Origin of the sequence: Variovorax sp. RA8, from assembly GCF_901827175.1 — a bacterium.
In the GTDB taxonomy this organism is placed as follows: Bacteria; Pseudomonadota; Gammaproteobacteria; order Burkholderiales; family Burkholderiaceae_C; genus Variovorax.
In genome coordinates, this window is sequence record NZ_LR594663.1 from 398,200 (window position 1) to 422,379 (window position 24,180).

Here is a 24,180-nt window from a genome sequence, read left to right on the forward strand (position 1 = left end):
TCCAAAGCTCAGTGACGCAGGCCCGCTTCGCGCAGCAGCGGCATGATCTTCTGGTCGAAGTAATCGAGTTCCTTCACGTAGTCCAGGAAGTACAGCACCACGCCTTGCAGGCCTTGTTCAGAGTAGACCTGCAGCTGCTCCACGATCTGTCGCGGTGTGCCGATGAGCGCGTTGGTGCCATAGCCTGCAACGAACTTCTCCTGGGACTTCGCGAGGCGTTCGTTGAACGACTGGCTTTCGATGCCGAGCACGGCCATCATGTTCTTAGCGGCCACCCAGTCGCCGTGCTCCAGGATGGATTGGTAGACGGCGTGCGCCTCGTCCTCCGAGTCCCGGGCGATGACCAATGCGGAAGCGCAGACGCCGACATTGCGGTGGTACTTGGACCTGGCGATGTCCTTCACCGCCATGAACTTCTTGATGTTCTCCACCTTGTCGACGCTTGCGAACGCAAAGTCGACGTTCTTGGCGGCGAAGTCCATGCCTGCGCCCGAGGTCCCTGCATTGATGAGACACGGTCGCTGCTGCAGGGGCTTGGGGTCGCCTTGCACGCCCTTGAGCTGGAAAAACTGACCTTCATGGTCGAACGGTTCATCGGTGCTCCAGATGCGCTGCACGATGTCCAGCCACTCGTCGCCATAGGCATAGCGCAGATCGTGCTCACGCATCGATCCGCCGAACATCTCCATCTCGGGTCGGAACCATCCCATGACCAGATTGATGCCGAAGCGCCCGCCGGAGATGTGGTCGATGGTGGCGGCCTGCTTGGCTGCGACGACCGGGTGCACCGTGGAGACGTGCGACGTCGCGAAGACCCCGATGTTCTTCGTCGCCTGCGCCATCGCCGCGGCGAAGGTGTAGGTCTCGAAGGAGGTGCCGTTGAAGTTGGTCTTGCCGCCGAAGCCCCGCCAGCGCCCCAGCGGCAGCGCGATCTCGAACCCCATCTGGTCGGCCTTCGTGACGATCTGCAGGGCCTGCTGCCACGTCATCTCGAAGGTGGTGGGCGCCTCGCTGATGATCAGGCCGTTGCTGCAGTTCATCCCGAAGACGCCCAGCTTCAGTTTCTGGTCGTTCATCAGCGGATGGATGCGGGGTGCTGCGTGCGCTTGGCTGTTGCTCATTGTTTGCTCCAGGTTTGAAGGGGGCGCGCCAGTCACATGGCGCGTTGGCGGGCCGAGACGGCCCGCCTCAGCATGACAAGGCCGACGGTTCCGACGACGATTACGGTCACGCCGTAGACCACGATCGGCCAGGTCTGGTTGTCGAAGGTCTTCAGCAAGCTCAGGGCGATCATCGGCGTGAATGCACCCCCCAGCAGCACGCCGAGATTCGCACCCAGCGAGACGCCGGAGAACCGCACCTCGGGCCCGAATGACTCCACCAGGAGCGCGGCGGTGGGCCCGTAGAACGCCGAGTTCAGCGCCAGCGCGGCGGTGACCGCGATGGTGATCAGCGTCATATTCCCGGTCTGCAGGAGCCCGAAGAACTGGCTCAGCATGACCACGAGACCCAGTGCACCGAACAGCATCACGGGCATCCGGCCCAGCTTGTCCGACAAGGCGCCGAAGGCGACCAGCGCGAAGATCTGGACGAAGGATGCGATGGCCACGGTCGTCATCATGTGGGGCAGCGGCACTTTCAGTGTGCCGACGCAATACTGCACCGCAAACACGATCACCAGGTAGTAGATGCACTGGCTGACGGCGAACACCGCGGCAGAGCAGGCCACCTCACGCGGGTAGGTCCGGATGGCGACCAGCAGCGGCTTGCGCGGCGGGCCGCTCCTGGCGACTGCCGCCTTGTATTCAGGCGTCTCGATGGTCTGATTGCGCACCCACAGGCCCAGCGCCAGCACCACGATGGCGAAGAGGAACGGCAGGCGCCAGCCCCACGCCATGTAGTCCGACCCGGTGAGGGCGGCGGCCAGCTTCAGCATGCCGGTCGCGAGCAGCAGTCCCAGCGGCACCGCGGCCTGCGGCAGCGACCCGATCAGGCCGCGACGATGCACCGGTGCGTGCTCCACCGACATCAGCACCGCCCCGCCCCACTCGCCTCCGTACGCAATGCCCTGGAGGAGCCGCAGGACGACCAGGATCACGGGCGCCGCCAGACCGATCTGCGCATAGGTCGGCAGCAGACCGATGCAGACGGTGGAGATGCCGATCATCATCAATGACAGGAGCATCAGCGGCTTGCGGCCGATCCTGTCGCCGTAGTGGCCGAAGAGCATCCCACCCAACGGCCGGGCCACGAAGCCCACGGCCAGGGTTGCGGCGGCAAGCATCGTCCCCAGGAACGGATCGGACGCGGGAAAGAATAGCGGCGCAAGGACGACCGTGGCCACGCTCGCGTACAGGAGGAAGTCATAGCTCTCCAGGACCATGCCGAAGAAGCTTCCTGCGATGGAACGCCGGGATGCTGCCGAGGTTGGCTGGGCACTCGGGGCCGACGGCGCGATGGTCGCACCATGGGTCAGCGGCACAGATGGGTTCATGAAGTAGCTCGGTTGGACGGAGGGGGCGACGTCGGTTCGTCGCTGCGACGAACCAACTATAAGGTCATTACGTTATGACCTTATAGTGGAATACCCGTACCCTAGCTTTTGTCCGCAGCGTCTTTACCCGCCGGCCATTGGCCAGCTCATCAAACACAAAGTCCATGCTCCACACCTCGTTGGGTTGGATCGGGCGTACCAGTGGCTGGCGCTCTGGCACCGGCAGCTTCTTGCGCCGCCGCTCTCGCACCATCAAGCCCTCTTCGCGATAGATCCGGTAGGTGCGCTTCACGTTGATGGCCCAACCGTCGATTTGCAGCCGGCTGTGCAGCATGCGGTAGCCGTGGCGGCGGTGCTGCCCCGCGAGCTCCTTCAGGCGCTCGCGCAAGGCCGCATTGCCGTCGTCGCGGGGTTCGTAGCGCAGCGTGCTGGCACTCATGCCCACCAGCCCGAGGGCCCGGCGTTCGCTAGGCCCAGACCCCGCAACTGCCGCACGACCTCGCGCCGCGCCGCCACGGCCTTCACTTTCCCTTGAGCACCTCGCGCATGGCGTCGATCTCGAGCATCGAGTTGGCCAGCAGCTTCTTCAGCTTAGTGTTCTCTGCCTTCAGCGACTTCAGGCGCTGCGCGTCCGAGACGTTCATGCCGCCGAACGTGGCCTTCCAGGCGTAGTAGCTCGGCTCGCTGAAGCCATGCTTCCTGCACAGCTCCTTGACCGGCATGCCCGCATCGGCCTCACGCAGGAAGCCAATGATCTGTTCCTCGGTGTATCGCTTCTTCATCGGTCCGATCTCCATTTCGGGTTGATCGGACTCTAGACCTAAGCTCTACGAATCCCCGGGGGCAGCGCAGGACGGGTGCGCCGACGAAGATTTCGCAGGTGAGGAGTTCGCGCTTCATGCTTGCAGCGCTTTCAGATTTTGCTTGTGCCGCATTCTGCCGGGGCGCGAAGGCCAGACGGCGCCCAAAGTGGGTATCCATTGAGCCCCAGTCGCCGATGAGCATCTGGCCGCATTCTGCCGGACAGCCGCCTGCTTCAGCAGGGCTGGGCGGCCGGCCGCCTCAGGCGTCAGTCTGCTCTGCCAGCTCCAGCGCATCCTCAACCTCGATACCAAGGTAGCGCACGGTCCTCTCCAGCTTGCTGTGGCCAAGCAGGAGCTGCACGGCGCGCAGGTTCTTCGTGCGCCGGTAAATCAACGATGCCTTCGTCCTGCGCATCGAGTGGGTGCCCTAGGTCGCGCTGTCTAGGCCAATTTCCTCCACCCAACCGTCCACGATGCGGGCGTACTGCCGGGTCCCGATATGCGGCGACTCATGAACCCGGCTCGGGAACAGAAAATCACCCGGGTTCAGCTGCGCCGTATCAATCCACGCTTCGACGGACAGCCGCGTTGGGTTCGTCATCTCGAACTGGACCGGTTGTCCAATCTTCTGCTGCATCACCTTCGCGCGAGCTGCAACCCGCTCGCCGGTGGATACATCGCGAACCCTGAGGTACGCAAGGTCGCAGGCTTTAAGCTTGCTGTCGATGCCGAGATTGAAGAGCGCGAGGTCTCGCACCTGGCTTTGGAGCTGCAAACGCACTGGGATGGCCCAAATTTCCTTGAGCCTGAAGGGCGTTTTCTGCCCGACGAGCTTGCCCTTGTTCCACGGCTCGCGATGACTCGCAGTTGCTTCCATGATGAGCTCCTGTATGGGAGTCGGCGCAGACAGTTATCACGACAGCCCGCGAGATTCTTCCGCGGGCGCGGGGCGATTTGTGGAATTTGACCTTCACCAAGCGGACATTCAGCGCCAGTGTCTACCTCGCGCCCAAAGACCATCGGGCGCCTTACCCCTCTATGGAAACCGACTGGACGATATTCTGGAACTGCTCCAGGACCTCCTCGTGGTACTTGCGCAAGTAGCGCATCACCTGTGGGTTGTCGATCAACTTGCCGATGTACCCACGGGCCACCACCAGATTAAGAATGTCCTCACCGTAGGTCTGTTCTGCCAGTTTGTATTGGTCCTGCAGATTAGCCATCTCATGCTCCATGCGGTCAACCTGTTCCTGGCTGACGGCTTTTTCGAGCCGGCGCCGCTGGCCAGCTACTAGCATTTCGACAGGGGTGGCCATCAGCAGCGCCCGCGCATAGGGAACCGTCAAGGTGTTCGCAGCGATCATCAGTTCGACGCACTCGATCTGACGAGTGGGCTTCATCTGGCGCAAGGCTGTGGACACCTCGGTGGAGAACTGCCGCTCCTTCAGAAGCTCCGCCGCCTCGGCGCAGATGCCGTTGAGCAGGTTCGCTTTCCTCATGAGCTGTGCAGTGTCCACGCACAGCGCCCTGGCCAGCCTATCAGGCGCCACTCCACGCTCCAACGCGCGGCGGATCATGTAGTGTTCCTGGATCGTCGCGAGGCGGTTGACACGATTGTTGTAGGTGTAGCTCTCGTCGTCCGAAGCGACTAAACAGGGCACCTCCGTGCGCTGCAGTTCCTTGAGCACCAGCAGCCTCAGGTGGCCGTCCAGCAGAAGATGATGGCCGGTCTTCCTGTCGACAGCGCCGACGGCGAGCGGCTCGATCAGGTCGACCTCGCGGATCGAGGCAAGGATCAGCTTGAACTTCTTTGTCTCAAGGACGGCATCCGGCCAGATCTTGGAAGGAAGGATCCGGTCGATCGGAAGCACCAGCGGCTTGGGGATGAACGCGAGCGAGACGGCCACATCACTCACCCTCGGACGATGTGGTCCGCCAGATACTTCGGAACCGTATCCAGGCCCTCGGCGCGCAGGAGATTGCAAAAATTTTCGTCCGCCGCCAGCTTGCGCAGCGCGCCAATGACGAACGCCAGGCGCTGCTGCGCGACCGCCGCTCGGCGCACGAGAAGACGTTGCCGCTGCACCTCCTTCTGATAGGCCCGCACCAGGCTCGAGGAGGTGATGGCGGTGTTCGACGATGACGACGGGGCCCTTCTCAGGCCTTTTCCCGCGGACTGGCGCCGCAGGACCAGGCGCCGCGCGTTCATCAGCTGATGGCCTCGCAACTGGCCGCTTTCGTAGGCCTCGTGCAGTGCGGCTTGTATGGCCTTGCTGTCATCACCTGCTCCTGCGATGGTCATAGCTGCCCTCATCGAGATGGAGCCGGAGCACACCGCCGACAGCAGGCGCTCCTCACCGCAGTTCAGAAGCGTCAGGACGTCCTCGACGTAGCTCGCCCCCAACCCCACCTTCTGCGCGATCTCCCGGGCCTTATACCCCTTGTCGCGAAGCTGCGCGATACCTGAGAGCAGTTCAATGGGCTTGTAGCGCCGCCGAGCGATGTTCTCTGCCAGGCTCATGATGAAGGCATCATCATCGCTGGCGGTAACCACCAACGCCGGAATGCGTTCCTCGCCGAGCTTGCGGAATGCCTTGACGCGGCCTTCGCCGCAAACGAGCAGGTATTTCTCAGCGCCGTCGTCCCCGATCCTTGGGGTCACCGTGATGGGTTTTTTCAAGCCGATGTTCTGTATGTTCTCGACGATCTCATTGAAGACCTCCTGGTTGCGATCCCGAGGGTTCAGCACCTCAATGCGAGAAATGGGAATCATCCGAAGTTCTGGCTGTGCGCTTGCCGTCATGCCGCTCTCCTGAGGCGGAATCGCTCCGCCATGCCATAGAAGTAGTCCAACGAATCGAATCGAAAGCTCTCCAGTTCGATCGCATTCTGTTCAGCCAGGCTGAGCGCGCTGGCGCCGAACTGCAGATGGGGCAGTAGGTAGTAGTCCAGTGCCACCTTGTTCTCGGGTTGGAGCCTGACTACGACGGTGATGTCCGGGCGCAGGCTGGTGTCCAGGCGCACCCTCCAGTGTCGCCGCCCGAATTCGTTCGACCTGCATCTCGAGAGCACGATGGATGCCCGGAACTCCTGGTTCACGTCCAGCAGGTCCGTGGCTGGGTCCACAACGATCTGGCCGCCCAGAGCTGCGACCTGCGCCGCGGTTTCGGCCACGATCCGCGGGTGCAGTTGACGCAGGTAGCGGTTGATCTCCAGATAGCGATAGTCCCTCCCGGGCGTGAAACCCACGAGCTGGTACGCCCGCAGCAAGCTGCCGAACCGCAGCGCGTACACCGAGGAGGACGGCATGTCGTCGGTCTCGTTGATGACGAGGCCGGAAAGGAACCCCCGACGCTCGAACAGACGCCGGAGGCGCTCAATCAGCTCTTCGTCGCTGAAGCGCCTCGCTCGGGCCCGGATGATGCCCTGGACCGTGAAGAAGAGGTCGCGCGGAACGATGCCTTCGAACGCCCCGTCCTTCCTGATCCACATGTCCGGCGTGTTGAAGACATGGACCTTCTTGAGCTTGAACGAGGTGCGGTTGTAAACATTGTTCCCGATGTACTTTTCGTTGGTCAGGATCTCATGCACCGCTGCCCGGCTCCATTCGCGTCCCGTTGGCGTACTGATGCCCGCCGTGTTGAGCTTCACCGCGATGGTGGCCTCGCTCATGTCGTCGTCGACGAACCAGCGATAGACCTGGAGCACCATGTCGACCTCGGCCTGGGGACCGGGCGTCAGGACTACCCGATCCGTCTGCAGACTCTTGTGCTCGCCGCGGCCCAGCTGAAACTTGACGGATCCGCTCTGATCGATGAGCAGGCGCCGCAGGCCGTATCCGGCCGCGCCGCCCTGCCGGAACCCCAGTTCCACCTGCCGGCACTGGCCGGCGAAGACCTTGACGGAGAGCTCGCGGCTGTATTCCCCGGCCATCGCCCGTTTGACCCCCTTGACGATGGTGGAGACCGGGGAGCCGTCGTTCTCGAACTGTTCGGCGCAGTAGGCCACCTGTATCCCCGCGCGCCGGCAGATGTATTCGTAGTACGCGCTCTCGTCGGCGTCCTGGAAGCGTCCCCATCGGCTCACGTCGTAGACCAGCACGACGCTGAAGTCGGCGGTCCCGGACTGCACATCGTGGATCAATTGCTGCAAGCCCAGGCGGCCGTCAATGCGAAGGCCGCTCCTGCCTTCATCGGCATAGGTCCTCACGATCAGGATGCCGCGGCGCTCGGCGTATTCGCGGATTTTGTCGGACTGATTGAGCGTTGAATACTGCTGATGCTCGGTCGACATCCGAACGTATTCGGCTGCCCGGAATGGCGCGGCGGCCTCGCCACCGCAGCGTTCGAGTCCGTGATCGATCGACATGGCTGCCAGGTGATTTGAATCAGCTTTTGGTGTGTTGGAAGGTAGCAGCAAGTCGCCGGCAGTTCGAACAAGTCCTCTCTTTGCAATCACAAGCGACTCAAGGGCCGGAGGACGGCAACACCCTCAGGCTGACGACCCAGACGTCCTTCTTTGCAATTCCGGGGGCGGCCTGTAGGAGCCGCAGCTCATAGATTCCCGCAGGAAGCGGCGGCGGGGACGAGTCCATCTTTGCAATCACACGCTTGCGGTTCCGGGCGCGCTGCTGCGCTCGGTTTCCGCTGGCATAGTTAGGATTGGTATCCCGATAGGTGCGCCAGTACTCCGGATTGCGCTCGGACCATGCTTTTTGCGCGTGGGCCTGGTTTGCCAGGTAGTCCGGGTCGCTCCTTCGTTTCGCGATCTGCCACAGGCGTCGTCGTTCCCGTTGGCAGTCCGGTAGCGCGCAGTACATCTGGCGCGGCACTTGAGGGGCCGGCACGAAAGCCTGCCCACAGGACGAGCACCAGCGAGTCGCCATGGGACACCTCGACGCAGAATTGAAGCTCTGCGTTCTACGGCATCGCTGAGGAGGGTGGCGGGGAGCTCATCTTCGTGCTGAGCAGCTTGCAACCGAAGGTATCCCGTCACCGCGGCCTTCCCTGCACGCCGTCATACCCCAGTGCTCCCTTTGTTGCAGAGGGAGTTCCAGGCTAACGACCTGCTGCCTGGACGATGAAGACCATCAGGATGGTCACCCCACTGGGGTGAACGCTCAGGGTGGGAGTTGGTCGAGGTGGTCGATGGTGTCACGAAGGCGTTCAAATGCGATCAGCGTCGCCGCGAACTGATCCTTCCCGATGCTGTGCTCATCGAGCATCTTGAAGACGAACGCCTCAAAGTCATCCCCAACGGTCCCTTCAAGCAGCGAGTGCTCCTCGAGGATGACGTTGCCGCGCAGCAGCAGATCCGCCATCGCTCGCGCCATGTGAGGGTGCGCCGCTTCGAAGGCGTCAACGAGCATCTTGATCTCTTCGGGTGTTGCCGGCATGCTGTGTCCTTCAAAAGTCCTGTCAAACAGAGATACGTCTGGCCCACGATTCTGCCGGGTGGCCCGCCGGACTGCGCAGCGAACGTCATGTGCAAGACGCGGCCGAGGTCAGGCGATATCGGCGGCATGCGGTTGGGACTGGAACTGCATGAGCCGGCTGGCGCTTGTTCGCCGTCCCGCGGTTGGGGGGGCCAAGCTCTCTGCGCTCAGGTTGCGCAGTTTGTGAACGAGCAGTAGAGGCGAACCGAGGGTTCGCAAGGGGAAAAAGCTATGCGCGCCGCGGGATACGTTCGCATGTCATCTGACCGACAAGAGCTTTCCATTGGCACGCAACTGGCCGCAATACATGGGTATGCCCAGGCCAACCACATCGAGGTGGTTCGAGTCTATGAGGACGCTGCCAAGAGCGGATTGCAGATCTCGAACCGGGAGGGCATGAAGCGCCTTCTGAGGGACGTGATGGACGAGCCCCGCCCCTTCGATCTGGTTCTGGTCTACGACGTGAGCCGGTGGGGGCGCTTCCAGGACATCGATGCGGCCGCCTACTACGAGTACACCTGTCGGCTGCACGGCGCCAAGGTGATCTATGTGCAGGAGGTCTTCGGCTCGGACGATGAACCTATGACCGCGCTTCTGAAGACGCTCAAGCGCGCCATGGCGGCCGAGTACGCACGTGAACTGGGCGTAAAAACCCGTGCCGGCCAGGACCGCGCCGTTCACCTCGGGTATCAGATGGGGCCACTTCCCTGCATTGGCCTGACGCGCATGGCCGTTGATCGAGTTGGGAAAAGACGGCCGCTGGCTCGCGGGCAGTCAAAGGCCTCGCAGGGCGAGCGGATCGCATGGGGGCCCGGTCCGCCAGCAGAGGTAGCGCTGACCCGGAAAATCTTCAGCATGTACGCGGACACGAACGCCACGATCAGGGGCGTCGCCCGCCAGTTGCGTGCGGTGGGGACGACCGCACAGGACGGGCGGCTGTTCACGGAATCGATGGTAGATCGACTGTTGCGCTGCGAGGCGCTCGCCGGCAACTTTGTTTGGGGCAGTGAGCGCTATATCGGAGGCCTCAGCAGGAAGAAGCGCCCCGTCACGCGCGCGGACAACGTCATTGAGCCGGTGGTTCCGGCCGACCTTTGGATGCGGGTACAGGCAAAGCTCTGGGCCCGTCGAAGACTTCGTCGTGACAAGGAGCAGTTGCTCCAGGTGCTTCGTGAGAGGCTGACCGAGCACCCCGAGTTGAACGCCTTGGATCTCGATGCGTTGGGGCTCCATTCGAAGAAGGCCTATACAAATGCATTTGGATCGGTGTCACGAGCGCTGGAGTTGGCTGGCCGTGACTCGGGGGCGGTCCGCGCACTCCACGAGCGAAGAAAGCTGGTCGGCAGAAAGGTCGGTGATCGAATGACATCCGACATAGCGGGGTTGCTGCAAGAGATCGGCATGGACTGCCGTGTCCATCCCCGAAGCCGGGTGCTCGTGATCGGAGGGACGGTGAAGCTGCGCCTGCAGTTGCTCTGGCCGCGAACCTACCGAGGCGTTCAGCGGTGGCATGTCCTGAAGTCGCGACGGCCTGTTGCGCACCTGGTGCTGCTCGCCCAGATGGATGATGGAGGCAGCGCAACCCGGTTCGTACTTCTCAACCCGAAGGAGTATCGGGAGACGGCACCATGGCTCGATGAAGAACTACCCCCATACCTCGAGCCGATTGCCACGGGGGTGGAGCTTATTCAGGCTTTGCGAGTCAGGCTGGCGCAATAGCCTAGTCGGGGTCGCCTTGGCACATCAAGCTCCTTTAAATGAAGGCGATTTGGGCGGCGCCGGCGACCGTCCGGTCCTGGCCGAGGTTGTGTGGAAACTCCGTTGATGGTCGCCTATATTGAGCCAACCCGTCTGAGCCAGGTGGCTGCCCATGAAGCGATTCATCGAAGGCGAGGACCGACAGCAGGTCACTCTGCTGCCAGAGTGCCTTGATGACTATATCGGCGAAGACAACCCGGTACGAGTCGTTGATGCGTTCGTGGAAGAACTCGATCTCCATGCACTGGGCTTCGAGGGCGTTGAACCCGCAGCCACCGGTCGCCCTTCGTACCACCCGTCGGTCCTGCTGAAGCTCTACATCTACGGCTATCTGAATCGCATCCAGTCGAGCCGACGCCTCGAGCGCGAGGCGCAGCGCAATGTCGAGCTGATGTGGCTCACCGGCCGGGTGGCGCCTGACTTCAAGACCATCGCCGACTTCCGCCACGACAACGGCGTCGGCATCCGCAATGTCTGCCGCCGCTTCGGCGGCCTGTGCCGCGACCTCAAGCTGTTCACGCACGCCATCGTCGCCATCGACGGCAGCAAGTTCAAGGCGGTCAACAGCCGCGACCGCAACTTCACCGCCGGCAAGATCGATGCACGTCAGCGGCAGATCGAGCAGAGCATCCAACGCTACCTCGATGCCATGGAGACCGCCGATCGCACACAGCCTGCGGAGGTCGAGGCCAAGACCGAGCGGTTGACGGACAAGATCAAGAAGCTGCGCGAGCAAATGCGGGAGCTGGACCGGACCAAAGAGCAACTGAAACACGAGCCCGATGGCCAGCGCTCGACCACCGATCCCGATGCGCGTTCGATGAACTCACAAGCCAAGGGCTCGGGCCTGTTGGGCTACAACGTTCAGGCGTCGACGCCAGGCATCACCTGATCGTGGCGCACGAGGTCACCAACGACGGTAACGGCCGCGCGCGAGGCGATGGGCAAGACCAAGCTGCAGGCCCTCGCCGACCGCGGCTACTTCAACGGCACGGAGCTCAAGGCCTGCGAGGATGCGGGCATCACGACCTATGTGCCCAAGCCGATGACGTCGAACGCCAAGGCCGAGGGTTCGCTTTGACAAGAGCGACTTCATCTACATCGCCAAGGCTGACGAGTATCAGTGCCCTGCGGGCGAACGGGCCATCTACAGGTTCACCACCTTCGAGAAGAATGGCAACAAGCTTCGTGTCTATTGGACCAGCGCCTGCCCCACATGCCCGATGAAAGAGCAGTGCACGACAGGCGACTATCGTCGCATCCGTCGCTGGGAGCACGAAGAGGTGCTTGAGCGCGTCCAGCAACGCCTGGACCGCCAGCCTGGCATGTGCTGGCATACAACCTGAAGCGGGTGATCTCGATCCTGGGTATTGCCAGAACGATGAAGGCGGTCAGGCTGGTGGGGGCGTGAGCCTCCTTAACGGCCCTTTGCAGCTCGCGCAGCGACCCTCGGTCGGATAAAACCCACGTTTGTGCAACGAGACTACTGGATGACCCGGTGGCACCGATGACGCCCACAAGGCCGCGTGTTCCGCATACTCGCAAGTCAAAGCCGTTTCCAAACGGCCATCGGCCGGATGGAGGCGCCTGCGTAATCAGTTCGTCGCAGCCTGGGCAAGGCGCGCTATCCGCTGCGCTGTGCAAGGCCTCTGAGGCGACGTGTGCCTATGACACCGACTACAAGGTGCACGCAGAAGCCCACGAACAAAAGGACTCCCCCCACCAATAACCAAGATTGGGCCGGCAAAACAAGCATGACGGGAATCGTGGTCAGTTCCGCGGCGAGCATCACGGCCATTTGGATGCGCCCGAACTTTTCTTGCGACCAGGGCGCGCTCGTTGCTGGGTTCTTTCTTGAGCAACGCTCGCCACGGCCATAGAGCGCCGCCTCCAAGGAGCACCTTGAAGACAAGCATCGGCGGCTTCAGCCCGAACGCGGATGCTGCGACCGAGCCGAGATGCGTCACAGGCCCAGAGCGCATAGCCGCAAGCCCCTTGAGGTTCTGCGGCTGCCCAAGCCCTTTGCGAAGGCCGAGAACCGGACTTCTAATCCTATGACTCCAACGTCGTATCGTCTCCAGGCGGCCCTGGGCACCCTGTACCCTTCGTCCTCTCATGCCGCGCACACCGAATTCAGCGCGCTGTCGTGATCGCAATGCCGCGAATCTGTCCTGCCTTCGCCGTCGCCGCCGGTCGCGGATAGCGATCGGGCAGGAGCCGATGCATCAGCTCGGCTTCGCGTGCCCGCGCCAGCGCAAGGCTCGCCAGCTTCACATGCCCGTAGCCGCGGATCGCCAGCGGCACCGCAGCCACCTGCGCCGCCAGCTCTTGGTTCGTCGATGACAGCACCGACGCCAGCTCGTCCAGGCGCCGCTCGAACTGCGCGATAAGCCCGCGCTCCAGGCGCCGCTCCGCCGTGTGGCCGAAGGGATCGGCAAACGTGCCGCGCAGCCGCTTGCCTTGCGCCAGCCATTTCATGGCCGGCAGCATCCACGCGCCAAGACGCAGCTTGGCAGGCGGCCTGCCATCGCGAGGCCGCGAGAGCAGCGGCGGCGCCATGTAGAACTCCAGCTTGACGTCGCCTTCGAACTGCTCGCGCAGCTGCTCGCGAAAGCGCCCGTCGCTGTAGAGCCGCGCCACCTCGTACTCGTCCTTGTAGCTCATGAGCTTGAGTAGACTGAGCGCGGCGTGGCGCGTCACCGGAAGCTGCGGGTCGCCACCGGCGAGCGCCGCCTCGCGCTCCTGCATGCTGCGCACACGCGAGGCGAAGCGCTGCGCCCAGGCGCTGTCCTGGTAGCGCTCGAGGTGCGCGCAACCGCGCTCGATCAGCGCCTCCAGGGACTCGGACGACGCCGTGGATGCCTGCGATCCGGCCTGCAGCGGCGCAGCCGCCGCGTTGCGCAGGACGCCGAGCGCCCCTGGGCCGGCGGCCGCCAGCCGCCCGAGCGAGAACGCCCGCAGGTTGGCGTCGACCGCGACTCCGTTGAGCTCGATGGCGCGCCGAAGTGCCTCCAGGCTCAGCGGGATCAGTCCGCACTGCCAGGCATAGCCGGCGGCGAGGATGTTCGACGCCAGCGTGTCGCCCAGGAACTCCCCTGCGAGCGCCTGCGCATCGAAGGTCTGCACCTGCTCGCCACCGGCCGCGAACTGCAGCTTCTCGAGCAGCAGCGGGACCCTCAGGTCCGCCTCCGGATCGCGCAGCGAGCCGGCCACCGGGACCGCATGGATGTTCGCCAGGATGCGGGTGCGCCCGCGGCGCACCGTCTGCAGCGCCTCGGGCGAGGCGCCCACCACGATGTCGCAGGCGAGGATCGCATCGGCCTGCTGGGTGTCGATGCGCACCTGGTTCAGCCGCTCGGGCGCATCGGCCAGGCGCACGAAGCTCAGCACCGCCCCGCCCTTCTGCGCGAAGCCCATGAAGTCCAGCACGCTCGCCGACTTGCCCTCCAGGTGCGCGGCCATCGCGATCACCGCGCCGACGGTCACGACGCCCGTGCCGCCCACGCCGGTCACGAGCAGGTCGTACGGTCCGTCCCACGCATGCGCGAGCGGCAGCGGCAAGGCGGCAACCTGCTGCAAGAAGGCGTCCCCGCCGGCGTCGAGCGCGCCGCCCTTCCTTCGCAGCGCACCGCCGACGACGCCGACGAAGCTGGGGCAGAAGCCCTGTGCGCACGCCTCGTCCTTGTTGCAGCTGGTCTGGTCGATCCTGCGCTTGCGGCCGAACGCGGTCTCCTGCGGCAGCACCGCCACGCAGTTGCTCTGCACGCTGCAGTCGCCACAGCCCTCGCAAACCGCCTCGTTGATGAAGAGCCGCCGCGCCGGCTCGGCCATCTCCCCCTTCCTGCGGCGGCGTCGCTTCTCGGCCGCACAGGTCTGCTCGTAGATGAGCACCGTGACACCGGGGACCTCGCGCAGGCGCCGCTGCACCACGTCGAGTTCGGCCCGGTCATGGAACTCGGTGCCACGAGGGAAGCTGTCTCGGATCGCTGCATATTTCCCGATGGCGTCGCTCACGACCACCACCCGCTTCACGCCTTCGGAGTCGACCTGCCGCGCGATCGCATCCACGCTGATGACACCATCCACCGGCTGGCCGCCGGTCATGGCGACCGCGTCGTTGAACAGGATCTTGTAGGTGATGCTCGCCCCGGCTGCCACCGCCTGCCGGATCGCCAGGTAGCCGGAGTGATAGTAAGTGCCGTCGCCCAGGTTCTGGAACACATGAGGCGTGCGCGTGAACATCGAATGCGACACCCAGTCGACGCCCTCCCCGCCCATCTGGATCAGCCCTGCGGTGCTGCGGTCCATCCAGTTGGCCATGAAGTGGCAGCCAATGCCGGCGCGCGCCGTCGACCCCTGGGGCACCCGCGTGCTGGTGTTGTGCGGGCAGCCCGCGCAGAAATAGGGCAGCCGCTTCACCGCGTCGGCCTCGTTGGCGAGCATCTCGGGCATGGTGAAGTCGCGCACATGCCGCAGCTGCCCGCCCAGCGCCACCTCGCCAGGAAAGTGCGCCGAGAGCCAGCGCGCCACCAGCTCGATCAGGCGCGACGGCCGCAGCTCGCCCAGCGCCGAGACCAGCGGCCGGCCCTCCCGGTCGTGCTTGCCCACCAGGGCGGGCCTGGCACCCGGCGGCGCGTTGTAGAACAGCTCGCGCAGCTGCGTCTCCACGATGGCGCCCTTCTCCTCCACGACAAGGATTTCGGCGAGCCCCTCGGCAAACGCCCTGATGCGCGTCGTCTGAACCGGAAAGCTCAGGCCCACCTTGTAGAGCCGCACACCGCAACGCGAGAGCGCCTGCGGCGTCACCTCCAGCCGCCGCAGCGCCTCCATCAGGTCGTGGTGCGCCTTGCCGCAGGTGACGATCCCGACCCTCGCCTGCGGGCTTTCGATCACATGGCGGTCGATGCTGTTGACCTGCGCGAAGGCCGCCACCGCTTCCAGCTTGTCGGCCAGGCGCGACTCGATACGCAGCGACGGCAGGTCCGGCCAGCGGTAGTGCAGCCCGTCGGCCGGCGCACGGTACCCCGTGGCCGCGCGCACCGTGTCGCCATCGACCCACGCGGCCACGCGCGCCTCGATCAGGTCCAGGTCCACCGTGCTGGCGCTCTCCACCACTTCCGACAGCGCCGCCATGCCCACCCAGGCACCGCAAAAGCGCGACAGCTCGTAGCCGTAGAGCCCGAACTCCAGGTACTCGGCCACGCAGGCAGGCTGCACGATGGGCATACCCCAGGCCACGAAGGCCTGGTCGCTCTGGTGCGGCATCGACGAGGACACGCAGCCATGGTCGTCGCCCGCCACCACCAGCACACCGCCATGCGGCGACGCACCGTAGGCGTTGCCATGCTTGAGCGCATCGCCCGCGCGGTCCACGCCCGGCCCCTTGCCGTACCACATCGCGAACACCCCCTGCGCGGTGCGCTCGGGATCCGACTCGACACGCTGGGTGCCGAGCACCTGCGTCGCCGCCAGCTCCTCGTTGACGGCCGGCACGAACCGGATGCCCGCTTGCGCGAAGCCCCGACCGGCCTTCCAGATGGCCTGGTCCACCATGCCGAGCGGCGAACCACGGTAGCCGCTGACGAAGCCGCGCGTGGACAGCCCCCGGGCCGCGTCCCGCTGCCGCTGCATCACAAGCAGGCGCACCAGGGCCTGGGTGCCGCTCAGGAACACGGTGCCGCAGGTGGCCCAGAGGCTGTCGGCGAGCTGATAGGCGGGGCGGCGGATGGGCGAGGCGGCGGCAGAGGTCGCGGGAAGGTTCATGCGGGGATTGTTCTTCTCTCTCCGGAGGAATATTCTCTTTCCCCAATCCCAACGAACCCTAGTTTGGAGAACAATTTTCTCCAAAGAGCGCATGAACGACGATTCCATTCCCCTGGACAGCCACTCGATGCAGATCCTGCTCGAGCTGCAGCGCGATGCGCGGCAGACGGTGCAGCAGATCGCGGAGAAGGTCGGCCTCTCGTCCACGCCCTGCTGGCGACGCATCAAGGAGATGGAAGCCGCCGGCGTGATCCGCGGCTACACGGTGGTCGTGGACCGCGAGAAGGTGGGCCTCAACCTCGCGGCCGTGACCGAGGTGAACCTGGACCGCCACCATGAATCGAAGGTGCGCGACTTCGAGCACGCCGTCGAGGCCAGCCCCGAGATCGTGCGCTGCGTGTCGGCCACCGGCCCGGCGGACTACATCCTCACGGTGCACGTGCCGGACATCAAGCACTACGAGAGGTTCCTGCACGCGACCCTGTTCGAGCAGGCCGGTGTGACCCAGGTCCGCTCGGCGATCGTCCTGCGGGAGGTGAAGTCCGAGGGAAGCCTGCCGGTCGGATTCGGCGCACCACGGCGCGCACGCGCGAGAACGCGTTGAGGGCGCCGCGCGTTGCCGGACCTGCGCCCGCGCGCGCGGGACCCCGGAGCACTGCCCTGAAGCCCCGGTGCCCGCCTCTGAGAATGCCCCGCCTGCGAGGCCTGCCATGGCGCATCTGCGGCGCCGCACAGCGGCCAGTGGGTGCCCCGGGGTTCGCTGCGACAATCCCGGCATGCCCGACCCGGCCACCATTCCCGCTTCGCTGCCGAACGAAGGCACAGGCGCGCCGCATCACGACGGCGGGCCGCGCTCCCGACGCAAGGGGCTCGAATCCTCGCCGGCCAGCCGCTTCGGCGCCGCGGCCGACCTGCTCGAGCGCCTCGACACCCGCCCCCTTCACCTGCGCATTCGGCGGCGCCCGTGGTGGAAGCTGTGGTGACAAGCCAGGAGCGGCCGGCGCCGCTTGCGCTCTCTCCTCGCCGAACGCAGGGCGAGCCCCCTGATCCGCCGACTCCCAAGAAGCGACCGGGAATCCGCGTGCACGAGGTGTTGGACGGGTTTCCCGCATCGCGCAGGCGGCCGCCCTGCAGGCCTGCCGCGGTCTCAGAGGCCAGCGCGCATCGCACGGGCAGGCCCCGGCATGCAATGCAGCGCCCGGCGATCACCCGCTGAGGCCCCTGCGGACGACAGGCGCGCGCGGCCGCATTGCAGCGGGCACGGCGGCCTTTCGCAATGGCTGCGCGCTGCCGCCTTCACCCGTCTTCCGCTTCCCGCCATTGCGCCGGCAACGCGCGAAGCGTGTCGGCATCGGACATCGGAAAGTGGCGCACTGCCGGCTCCTGATCGAAGAGCTTGCCGAGGTCCTGCGCATCGATCGAAGGTTGCTCCACCTCCGGCCCGGCAAAGGCGCGGATGCTCGACATGGAATCCCAGATGGACATGAGGGTGACCACCGTCGTGCCGTCGCCTCGATCACGAAACAGCGCTGCCGCGCGCCGGTTGCCAGGCGCAGCCCGCATCTCGCGCAGCTTGCTGCCTTCGAGGTGCAGGCGGCACTCCTCGCGCTGGGGTGTGCGAATCCAGAAGGTCCAGGTGCGAAGAATGTTCATGGCGGCGGGTTGCGATCACCGCCGGCAGTGCAATCGCCGCACCAGCCATCCACCCGGAGCGGCCGGGCCGGGTGTGCCGCGGTCGGTCAGGGTTGCGATGGTGCCCGGGCGGGCGACCCGCAGCCAGGAACTACGGCACGCACGCGAACCGCGCTGAAGCGATTTCCGGCGCGCGCGAGAAGAATGTCCGTGCCGAAGAAGAAAACAGAGTACGGCGGGTTCAACCGACAGCGTTGCGCCCTTGCTGCAGGTCATGCTCAGGACCTGCGGATCCGAAGAGACCCGACTTCCAAGAGGCGGACGCAGGGCCACGGCGAGCCTCCTCGCAGTGGTGTCCCACCTTAGGCCAGGAGCGAGTCCGTCACCCATTGCTTTGAGGAGAGTCATGGGGCGACAGCATGAACTCACCGTGACGTTCGAGTACCGATCCCCGACCCACTGCTTTCAGAGAAGGCAGGCAGTTGATCTGTCCACCTCGCTCGTGCTGCGACCGGAGCCCATGAAACCCGGCACCGCCAACCTGGGGAGCGAGGTGGAGGACGCGCCGCTGCTCGCGCTGCCTGCGAACAACTGATGGGCAGGAAGCAACGCGCGACCTGGCGCAGCCAGTTGCGCGCTCTGCAACGCTGCCCGGACTTCGTGCGCTCGCCGGTTCGTCTCGGACAGGCGCCGCGGGCGGGCTTCGCAGGGCCATGCGGGTTCTTGGGCGTCCCCGGCGCCCGGGAAGGCCCCGTCGTGCTGGGTGCGGCTTCGTGTCGGCGAAGGTCGGTGCGAATCGAAGAGATGGAGGCTTCCTGCGGGTTGGACCAACGCCCTGCTCAGTCGCTGGCGCATCCGCCTGGCCTGTCTTCCATTCCCGAGGCTACGCGTGGGACGCGCGCTCCCGGAGGCTGCGGCGCACCGTCTTGGGCAGATCCGCCTGCGCTCACTGCCGCTGCTTGGGCAGCTTGCCCAGAAACTGCCGCAGCCGGGCAGTGCGGGGATGGTCGAAGAAATCCGCCGGCGCACCTGCCTCGACGATCCTGCCGCCATCCATGAACACGACCCTGTTGGCAACCTCGCGCGCGAAGCCCATCTCGTGCGTCACGCAGACCATCGTCATGCCCTCCCCCGCCAGCTCCTTCAACACCTCCTGCACCTCCTTGACCATCTCCGGGTCGAGCGCCGAGGTCGCCTCGTCGAACAACATCACGTCGGGCTTGAGGCACAGGGCCCGGGCAATCGCCACCCGCTGCTGCTGGCCCCCGGACAGGCTCGCCGGATAGGCATGCGCCTTATGCGCGAGGTGCACGCGCTCCAGGTAGCGCATGCCGACCTCGCGCGCCTGCGCCCTGCTGCGCTTGAGCACCCAGCGCTGCGCCAGCGTGCAGTTGTCCAGGGCGCTCAGGTGCGGAAACAGGTTCAGCTGCTGGAACACCATGCCCACCTGCGCCGCCCGCGGCGGTCGGCCGGCACGCAGCGGCTGGCCGTGGATATGGATGCTCCCGGCGTCGATCCGCTCGAGGCCGCTGATGCAGCGCACAAGTGTGGACTTGCCGCAGCCGGAGGGTCCGCAGATCACCACCCGCTCGCCGGGTTGCACGCACAAGGTGATTTCCGCGAGCACCTGGGTCGCGCCGAACCACTTGGAGACGCGATCCAGGGCCAAGGCATGGGCCGGCACCGTGCCGGTTGGCGCGCCATCCAGGGCCGCGTCGCTGCGGGCTTGCATCCCCGCCTTTCCATGCCCGCCGTTTCGCGAGTGCCCGCCCCGACCTGCCGGTCCGGCCAAGGCCGCAGTTGCAGATGCCCCTGCAGGCACGGCGGCCGGCGCGCTCAACGCCTGTCCTCCGCTGCCTGCAGCCGCCGGTACATGGTTGCGGCCGGACTGCGGGGCCAGGCCACGATGGAGCCGTCGCTCACGCGCTCGCGCCCGTACACGATCCAGGCATCGTCCACCGAGCCGATGAACTCGTCCACGACGAAACGCCACGGCTCCTCGTCGGCGAGGAACGCATAGGTCAGTCCCCGGGACACACGCCCATCGCGAAGCCCGTCGGCAACCGCCATCACGGTCGGCATGTGGGTGACCTCCCCCCAGCGCCCGGGCCTGACATAGCCTTCGGTCGGCGCCATCAGCGCGAGCCCGCGCGGCTGGGCCACCCTGCGGTCGCGGATGACCGCAAGATCGCGGCTCGGCGAGATGAAGGTGTCGACCACATACAGCCCCTCGCGATAGCGCGCCACGGTCGCCATCGTTGCCGGATGGACGGCGCATTGCACGAGGAAATCGCAGCGGCGATCCAGCACGCGCTCGGCCGCCTCCTCGAAGTCTTCAACGAGATCGATCGAGCCCTGCCCTTGCAGTCCATGAAAGCGAAGGTAGCGCTCGGTCACCAGTTGATGGTTGCTGCCCTGCGGGCCGAGTGTGACGAAGTCGAGCACTTAAAAAATCCTTTCTTCAGTGCAATGCGAGAGCGCGTTCGAGCCGCCGCAGCAGGACCATCAGGCCATAGTTGATGAGCAGGTAGGCCAGGCCCGCGGCGAGAAAGGCCTCGTACGGCGCATAGGTCTGAGATGCCAGCACGCGGGCGCTGCCCGTCAGCTCCATCAGCGTCACGGTGCTGGCGAGCGAGGTGGCCTTGCAGGTGAGGATGACCTCGTTGCTGTAGGCCGGCAAGGCGGTGCGGGTGGCGAGCGGCAGTTGCACCCGCCAGAAGCGCGCGAAAGGCCCGAGCCCCAGCACGCGCGCCGCCTCCAGCAGCCCCTGCGGAACCGCTGCAAGCGCACCGGCGAGGTTCTTCGCCGTGTACGCCGCAGAGTTCAGGCCCAGCGAGATCACGGTGCACCAGTAGGGATCCCGAAGCACGGACCACGCCGGCGACGCGCGCACCGCATCGAACTGGCCCGCGCCGTAATACAGCAGGAACACCTGCACGATCGAGGGCGTCCCGCGAAAGACCGCGACATAAGCGTCGGCAAGCCGCCGGAGCACGACGAAGGCGGCGTTCTTGGCCAGCGCCAGGGGCACGGCCAGGAGCGCGCCGAGCAGCAGGACCAGCGCGGTCAGCTGCAGCGTGAGCACGGCCCCACGAAGCAGCGCGGGCAGGCCGGAGATCATGAGTTCGAGATCGATCACGGCTCAGTGCGGGCATGCCTGCAGGCGCGACGCTCCGCAAGCTCCAGCGCGACGGTTGCCAGCGTGGTGAGCACCAGATAGAGGCCGGCTGCCGCAAGATAGACGGTGAAAGGTTGACGGGTGCCGACCGCCGCCTCGGCGGCCTTGCGCATCAGCTCGTCGCACCCGATCACCGAGACCAGCGAGGTCTGCTTGAGCAGCACGATGGCCTGATTCCCGCATGGGGCCAGGCCCGTGCGCAGTGCCTGCGGTGCCACCACGGTGAGGAATGCGCCGAAGCGGCCGAGCCCCAGCACCGCCGCGGCCTCGCGCTGCGTGCGGGAGACGGCATTCAAGGCCCCCCGGAACACCTCCGAGGCGAAGGCGCCGAAGGACAGCGCCAGCGCGAGTGTGCCCGCGGCGAAGGCGCCGACGTCCACCGGACGACCGAGCAGCGCGGGCAGCCCGTGCAGGCCACCGAAGTAGACGAGGAAGATGAGCAGAAGATCCGGCACGCCGCGCGCCACCGCCGAATAGCCGTAGCCGAGTGCCGCACCCACCGGATTGGGGCTGCGCTGCAGCCAGCAGCCGATCGCGCCGAACCCCAGGCCGAGCGCGAGCGCACAAAGCGCCAGTTGCAAGGTCATCCATGCACCGATCCAGAGCTGGCCGCCAAACCCCTGAAGGTCCATGCGTGGATTCCGTTCACATCAGCTTGAATGGAAAGTACCGGGCCGTGATGCGGTCATACGTGCCGTCGGCAAGGATGGCCGCCAGCGCACCGTTGAGCTGCTGCAGCAGGTGCGGCGAGTTCTTGCGAACGGCGATGGCGTTGCCTTCCCCGAGCAGCCCGCCTTTGAGCTCGGGGCCGACGAAGTCGAAGTCCCTGGCCTCGGCCTGCTTGAGAAAGCCGACGTGGTAGGTCACCATGTTGCCGAAGATGTAGTCCACGCGCCCGGCAAGCAGGTCCAGCTCTGCGGCCTGCGGCGTGTTGTAGAGCTTGATGTCGCTCCCCTTGTAGTGCGCCGCGAGGTAGCCGGCCTGGATCGAGCCGCGCTGCACGCCGACCGCCTTGCCCCTGAGCGCGTCCGGCGAGACGTCCGGCGGCGTGCCCTTGCGGGCGACGAAGCGCGAGACCGTGCTCTTGTACTTGTTCGTGAAGTCGACCCGCTGGCGCCGCTGCTCGGTCACCGCCATGCTCGCGACGATCGCGTCGTACTTGTGCGCGAGCAGGCCGGGAATGATGCCGTCCCAGTCCTGCGCCACGATCTCGCAGCGGACCTTCATCTTTTCGCAGAGGGCGTTCGCGATGTCCACGTCCCAGCCCTGCAGCCGGCCCTGCGCGTCCTTGTAGCTCCATGGCGGATAGGTCCCCTCGGTGGCGATGCGCAGCACCGGCTGCGCTGTCGCACCGGCGCCTGCGAGCAACGCCGCCATCCACAACGCCAGGCGCGCAAGCCAACCTGCACAAGATGCCTTCATGCAATCGTCTCCTTGAGCTTCAAAGGCGCGGATCATCGGCCCCGGCGCCGCAAGCCCGCAAGGTGTGCATGGGATGCAAAAGAACGTCTCGGGAGCGTACGAGCCCGCCGAGCGCTGGCACGATCACCTGTGTTGCATCGGGTGCAATGAAAGGACCAGCAGGTCCGCAAGGCCATGCGCCCCGACGGGTGCCGCAGTAACGGCCGCCCTCTCGGCTGGCTCAGGGCTTCGCAGGGTTCAGGCGCCCATCGATGACGGGCGGGACTTGCTCGCGCAGCGCGTATTTGCCCGCGGCGACGTCCGCGCGGAACACCAGGTTCCAGCTCGGCTTGGACACCACGCTCGGGAACGCGACGAACGGGTGTGCCGACAGCAGCGCGGCGCCCCAGGCTTGCTGACCCGCGCTCGGCACGCTAGCACGGAGCCACCCTGGATTGGGAACATCGGCCGGCCAGACGATCTTGACCTCGGACGGATCGGCGATCGTCATGCTCGTCACGGTGTGCGCGATGGAGACCCTTGTGCAGCCCGACTTCTCAAATGGTCGTGGACGGATCGAAGCTGCAGTAGACCGCCTTGATTCCCTTGGGATTCCAGCGCCCGCCGCCGCGCTCGGCGCCGATCCCACCATCCCAGGTGGATGCATGAAGGTGGTTGTCAACGCACCAGGCCACAAGCGCAACGCCACGCCCCAGAGGATCCGGCAGAGGAGTCATCCGCATCGGATCAGCTGTAGACGTCGTACTCGAGGCGGGTCAAGAAATCGGTGACGATCTCCGTGCCTTGCGCGGTCTGCAGCATCTCGATGGGGCGGCGCCCATCGAGCCCCATGGCGTGACGATTCATCCACTCCTCGGCCTTTTCGCGGCTACCAAAGACCTCGGTCGCCTTGGTCAGCGTCTCCGCAAACAGCCAGGTCTTGCTGGCCAGGTCTGCCGGCATCGCCTTCTTGTGTGCTTCGCGTTGCCGGCGCAGCGTGCGCGCGCTGATGCCCAGGGCGTTTGTGAGGTCGGTCTCGTTCAGCAGCGTGATGCCAGAGAGCAGTGTCAGGAGCGCTCCGTACGGGAAGGCGCCGTCGAGGATGGCTGAGTGGACCTCCATGCGGCTCTTCGGTACGCGCTTGAAGACCTTGCCCGCGCCCAGCAGCTCCCCCGAGTGCTGAAGCAGAATGATCTCGCGAGCGGCGAAATCTTGGTCTGGCGTCGCCGCGGCGCCCGGGTGCATAGCAGCTTGCACGGTCGCGCTCCAGTTGATAGATGGCAAATTGTCCTATATGGCGCGGCCAAATGTCATGCCTCGCGCGAGCCTGTGGCTTGCGAGTTCATCGAACGCGCATCGGGATCGGTGAACGAGCGCTGCCCGTCGGGTTTATTTCTTCAGCTGTTCCTTGGTGAGATCGAGCTCCTTCGTCTGCTCGCGCAGCTTCTTGATCTTCCCTGCCATCCGTTCGGTCTTGGCCTCGCCCTCGGCAGGCTGCGGTCGGCCGTCTCCAGGGCGTCGAGGTAGCGCTGGATGCTCTGCTCGATCTGGCGCTGGCGCGCATCGATCTTGCCTGGCGTGAAGTTGCGGTCACGGCTGTTGACCGCCTTGAACTTGCTGCCGTCGATAGCAGCGATGGCGTGAGATTCCTTCCGGCGCAGGGCAACAGGGTTGAAGGCCTGCTGCGGACCGCAGTGTCAGGAGCAGGCGACTACCT

Annotated in this window: 21 protein-coding genes and 4 pseudogenes; 5 read left to right on the forward strand and 20 right to left on the reverse strand. The window is 65.4% G+C overall.

Annotated elements, in window-relative coordinates; genetic code table 11:
• Window positions 1-8: 8 nt before the first annotated feature.
• The 10 genes and pseudogenes from E5P3_RS32890 to E5P3_RS32935 all read right to left on the reverse strand — a co-directional run bounded on the left by E5P3_RS32890 (window position 9) and on the right by E5P3_RS32935 (window position 8,692).
• Entirely contained in the window at window positions 9-1,121 is a 1,113-nt protein-coding gene (locus tag E5P3_RS32890) for an LLM class flavin-dependent oxidoreductase (RefSeq protein ID WP_162590233.1), read from the reverse strand.
• Between the two features lie 32 nt (window positions 1,122-1,153).
• Window positions 1,154-2,494, reverse strand: coding sequence for an MFS transporter (locus E5P3_RS32895; RefSeq protein WP_162590234.1), 1,341 nt, complete (start codon window positions 2,492-2,494; stop codon window positions 1,154-1,156).
• Window positions 2,495-2,561: 67 nt separating this feature from the next.
• Complete coding sequence (locus E5P3_RS32900; protein ID WP_162590235.1) at window positions 2,562-2,933, reverse strand: IS3 family transposase; 372 nt, start codon at window positions 2,931-2,933, stop codon at window positions 2,562-2,564.
• A gap of 82 nt (window positions 2,934-3,015) precedes the next feature.
• Window positions 3,016-3,276 (reverse strand): transposase, encoded by a 261-nt coding sequence (locus E5P3_RS32905; RefSeq protein WP_162590236.1) that lies wholly within the window; start codon window positions 3,274-3,276, stop codon window positions 3,016-3,018.
• Window positions 3,277-3,556: 280 nt separating this feature from the next.
• A pseudogene (locus tag E5P3_RS32910) lies at window positions 3,557-4,174 on the reverse strand (tyrosine-type recombinase/integrase).
• Window positions 4,175-4,325: 151 nt separating this feature from the next.
• A complete protein-coding gene (locus E5P3_RS32915) occupies window positions 4,326-5,204 on the reverse strand; it encodes a plasmid partitioning protein RepB C-terminal domain-containing protein (RefSeq protein WP_162590237.1) in 879 nt (292 codons plus the stop codon).
• A gap of 5 nt (window positions 5,205-5,209) precedes the next feature.
• Window positions 5,210-6,100 (reverse strand): ParB/RepB/Spo0J family partition protein, encoded by an 891-nt coding sequence (locus tag E5P3_RS32920; protein ID WP_162590238.1) that lies wholly within the window; start codon window positions 6,098-6,100, stop codon window positions 5,210-5,212.
• On the reverse strand, window positions 6,097-7,665 hold the full coding sequence (locus tag E5P3_RS32925; RefSeq protein ID WP_232073595.1) for a recombinase family protein: 1,569 nt from the start codon (window positions 7,663-7,665) through the stop codon (window positions 6,097-6,099). The genes E5P3_RS32920 and E5P3_RS32925 overlap by 4 nt, the downstream gene beginning before the upstream one ends.
• Before the next feature lie 97 nt (window positions 7,666-7,762).
• Window positions 7,763-8,182, reverse strand: coding sequence for a hypothetical protein (locus E5P3_RS32930; protein ID WP_162590239.1), 420 nt, complete (start codon window positions 8,180-8,182; stop codon window positions 7,763-7,765).
• A gap of 234 nt (window positions 8,183-8,416) precedes the next feature.
• Window positions 8,417-8,692 carry a hypothetical protein gene (locus E5P3_RS32935; protein WP_162590240.1) on the reverse strand — a complete coding sequence of 92 codons (276 nt, stop codon included), beginning with the start codon at window positions 8,690-8,692 and terminating at the stop codon, window positions 8,417-8,419.
• Window positions 8,693-8,962: 270 nt separating this feature from the next.
• On the opposite strand from E5P3_RS32935, the gene E5P3_RS32940 reads away from it, so the two are divergent.
• Together E5P3_RS32940 and E5P3_RS32945 are read left to right on the forward strand one after the other, a co-directional pair.
• Window positions 8,963-10,450, forward strand: coding sequence for a recombinase family protein (locus tag E5P3_RS32940; protein WP_162590241.1), 1,488 nt, complete (start codon window positions 8,963-8,965; stop codon window positions 10,448-10,450).
• A 151-nt stretch (window positions 10,451-10,601) separates the two neighbouring features.
• Window positions 10,602-11,900: pseudogene (locus E5P3_RS32945) on the forward strand (IS1182 family transposase).
• Between the two features lie 722 nt (window positions 11,901-12,622).
• On the opposite strand, the gene E5P3_RS32950 reads toward E5P3_RS32945, so the two are convergent.
• Window positions 12,623-16,252: an indolepyruvate ferredoxin oxidoreductase family protein gene (locus E5P3_RS32950; protein ID WP_162590242.1), complete on the reverse strand. Its 3,630-nt coding sequence runs from the start codon at window positions 16,250-16,252 to the stop codon at window positions 12,623-12,625.
• A 91-nt stretch (window positions 16,253-16,343) separates the two neighbouring features.
• Here E5P3_RS32950 and E5P3_RS32955 point away from each other — a divergent pair, with 91 nt between their 5' ends.
• Together E5P3_RS32955 and E5P3_RS32960 are read left to right on the forward strand one after the other, a co-directional pair.
• Entirely contained in the window at window positions 16,344-16,856 is a 513-nt protein-coding gene (locus tag E5P3_RS32955) for an Lrp/AsnC family transcriptional regulator (RefSeq protein ID WP_162590243.1), read from the forward strand.
• A 172-nt stretch (window positions 16,857-17,028) separates the two neighbouring features.
• Window positions 17,029-17,235, forward strand: a complete 207-nt coding sequence (locus tag E5P3_RS32960) for a hypothetical protein (protein WP_162590244.1) — start codon at window positions 17,029-17,031, stop codon at window positions 17,233-17,235.
• 313 nt (window positions 17,236-17,548) lie between these two features.
• Here E5P3_RS32960 and E5P3_RS32965 read toward each other — a convergent pair whose 3' ends face one another.
• Window positions 17,549-17,905, reverse strand: a complete 357-nt coding sequence (locus E5P3_RS32965) for a hypothetical protein (protein WP_162590245.1) — start codon at window positions 17,903-17,905, stop codon at window positions 17,549-17,551.
• A gap of 385 nt (window positions 17,906-18,290) precedes the next feature.
• Between E5P3_RS32965 and E5P3_RS32970 the strand changes: the two genes are divergently transcribed.
• Complete coding sequence (locus E5P3_RS32970; RefSeq protein ID WP_162590246.1) at window positions 18,291-18,479, forward strand: hypothetical protein; 189 nt, start codon at window positions 18,291-18,293, stop codon at window positions 18,477-18,479.
• 351 nt (window positions 18,480-18,830) lie between these two features.
• On the opposite strand, the gene E5P3_RS32975 is transcribed toward E5P3_RS32970, so the two are convergent.
• The 8 genes and pseudogenes from E5P3_RS32975 to E5P3_RS36030 form a co-directional block, all read right to left on the reverse strand.
• Window positions 18,831-19,616 carry an amino acid ABC transporter ATP-binding protein gene (locus E5P3_RS32975; RefSeq protein ID WP_162590247.1) on the reverse strand — a complete coding sequence of 262 codons (786 nt, stop codon included), beginning with the start codon at window positions 19,614-19,616 and terminating at the stop codon, window positions 18,831-18,833.
• A 104-nt stretch (window positions 19,617-19,720) separates the two neighbouring features.
• Window positions 19,721-20,329 carry a hypothetical protein gene (locus E5P3_RS32980; RefSeq protein WP_162590248.1) on the reverse strand — a complete coding sequence of 203 codons (609 nt, stop codon included), beginning with the start codon at window positions 20,327-20,329 and terminating at the stop codon, window positions 19,721-19,723.
• 16 nt (window positions 20,330-20,345) lie between these two features.
• Complete coding sequence (locus tag E5P3_RS32985; protein ID WP_174263169.1) at window positions 20,346-21,020, reverse strand: ABC transporter permease; 675 nt, start codon at window positions 21,018-21,020, stop codon at window positions 20,346-20,348.
• Window positions 21,020-21,694 (reverse strand): ABC transporter permease subunit, encoded by a 675-nt coding sequence (locus E5P3_RS32990; RefSeq protein ID WP_162590250.1) that lies wholly within the window; start codon window positions 21,692-21,694, stop codon window positions 21,020-21,022. Before E5P3_RS32990 ends, E5P3_RS32985 begins: the two co-directional genes overlap by 1 nt.
• 13 nt (window positions 21,695-21,707) lie before the next feature.
• On the reverse strand, window positions 21,708-22,484 hold the full coding sequence (locus E5P3_RS32995; RefSeq protein ID WP_162590251.1) for an ABC transporter substrate-binding protein: 777 nt from the start codon (window positions 22,482-22,484) through the stop codon (window positions 21,708-21,710).
• Window positions 22,485-22,704: 220 nt separating this feature from the next.
• Window positions 22,705-23,200 (reverse strand): annotated as a pseudogene (locus E5P3_RS33000) (RES family NAD+ phosphorylase).
• 10 nt (window positions 23,201-23,210) lie between these two features.
• Window positions 23,211-23,708 carry an antitoxin Xre/MbcA/ParS toxin-binding domain-containing protein gene (locus tag E5P3_RS33005; RefSeq protein ID WP_162590252.1) on the reverse strand — a complete coding sequence of 166 codons (498 nt, stop codon included), beginning with the start codon at window positions 23,706-23,708 and terminating at the stop codon, window positions 23,211-23,213.
• Between the two features lie 92 nt (window positions 23,709-23,800).
• Window positions 23,801-24,109 (reverse strand): annotated as a pseudogene (locus tag E5P3_RS36030) (IS5/IS1182 family transposase); the annotation flags it as partial.
• Between the last annotated feature and the right edge of the window lie 71 nt (window positions 24,110-24,180).

Excerpts from the sequence above, each read along its gene's own strand:
- E5P3_RS32925 (WP_232073595.1), bottom strand. The coding sequence starts at position 7,665 with ATGTCGATCGATCACGGACTCGAACGCTGCGGTGGCGAGGCCGCCGCG.
- E5P3_RS32965 (WP_162590245.1), bottom strand. The coding sequence starts at position 17,905 with ATGAACATTCTTCGCACCTGGACCTTCTGGATTCGCACACCCCAGCGC.
- E5P3_RS32955 (WP_162590243.1), top strand. The coding sequence starts at position 16,344 with ATGAACGACGATTCCATTCCCCTGGACAGCCACTCGATGCAGATCCTG.
- E5P3_RS32975 (WP_162590247.1), bottom strand. The coding sequence starts at position 19,616 with ATGCAAGCCCGCAGCGACGCGGCCCTGGATGGCGCGCCAACCGGCACG.
- E5P3_RS32895 (WP_162590234.1), bottom strand. The coding sequence starts at position 2,494 with ATGAACCCATCTGTGCCGCTGACCCATGGTGCGACCATCGCGCCGTCG.
- E5P3_RS32940 (WP_162590241.1), top strand. The coding sequence starts at position 8,963 with ATGCGCGCCGCGGGATACGTTCGCATGTCATCTGACCGACAAGAGCTT.
- E5P3_RS32920 (WP_162590238.1), bottom strand. The coding sequence starts at position 6,100 with ATGACGGCAAGCGCACAGCCAGAACTTCGGATGATTCCCATTTCTCGC.
- E5P3_RS32890 (WP_162590233.1), bottom strand. The coding sequence starts at position 1,121 with ATGAGCAACAGCCAAGCGCACGCAGCACCCCGCATCCATCCGCTGATG.
- E5P3_RS32905 (WP_162590236.1), bottom strand. The coding sequence starts at position 3,276 with ATGAAGAAGCGATACACCGAGGAACAGATCATTGGCTTCCTGCGTGAG.
- E5P3_RS32970 (WP_162590246.1), top strand. The coding sequence starts at position 18,291 with ATGGGGCGACAGCATGAACTCACCGTGACGTTCGAGTACCGATCCCCG.
- E5P3_RS33005 (WP_162590252.1), bottom strand. The coding sequence starts at position 23,708 with ATGCACCCGGGCGCCGCGGCGACGCCAGACCAAGATTTCGCCGCTCGC.
- E5P3_RS32960 (WP_162590244.1), top strand. The coding sequence starts at position 17,029 with ATGCCCGACCCGGCCACCATTCCCGCTTCGCTGCCGAACGAAGGCACA.
- E5P3_RS32935 (WP_162590240.1), bottom strand. The coding sequence starts at position 8,692 with ATGCCGGCAACACCCGAAGAGATCAAGATGCTCGTTGACGCCTTCGAA.
- E5P3_RS32900 (WP_162590235.1), bottom strand. The coding sequence starts at position 2,933 with ATGAGTGCCAGCACGCTGCGCTACGAACCCCGCGACGACGGCAATGCG.
- E5P3_RS32930 (WP_162590239.1), bottom strand. The coding sequence starts at position 8,182 with ATGGCGACTCGCTGGTGCTCGTCCTGTGGGCAGGCTTTCGTGCCGGCC.
- E5P3_RS32950 (WP_162590242.1), bottom strand. The coding sequence starts at position 16,252 with ATGAACCTTCCCGCGACCTCTGCCGCCGCCTCGCCCATCCGCCGCCCC.
- E5P3_RS32995 (WP_162590251.1), bottom strand. The coding sequence starts at position 22,484 with ATGAAGGCATCTTGTGCAGGTTGGCTTGCGCGCCTGGCGTTGTGGATG.
- E5P3_RS32990 (WP_162590250.1), bottom strand. The coding sequence starts at position 21,694 with ATGGACCTTCAGGGGTTTGGCGGCCAGCTCTGGATCGGTGCATGGATG.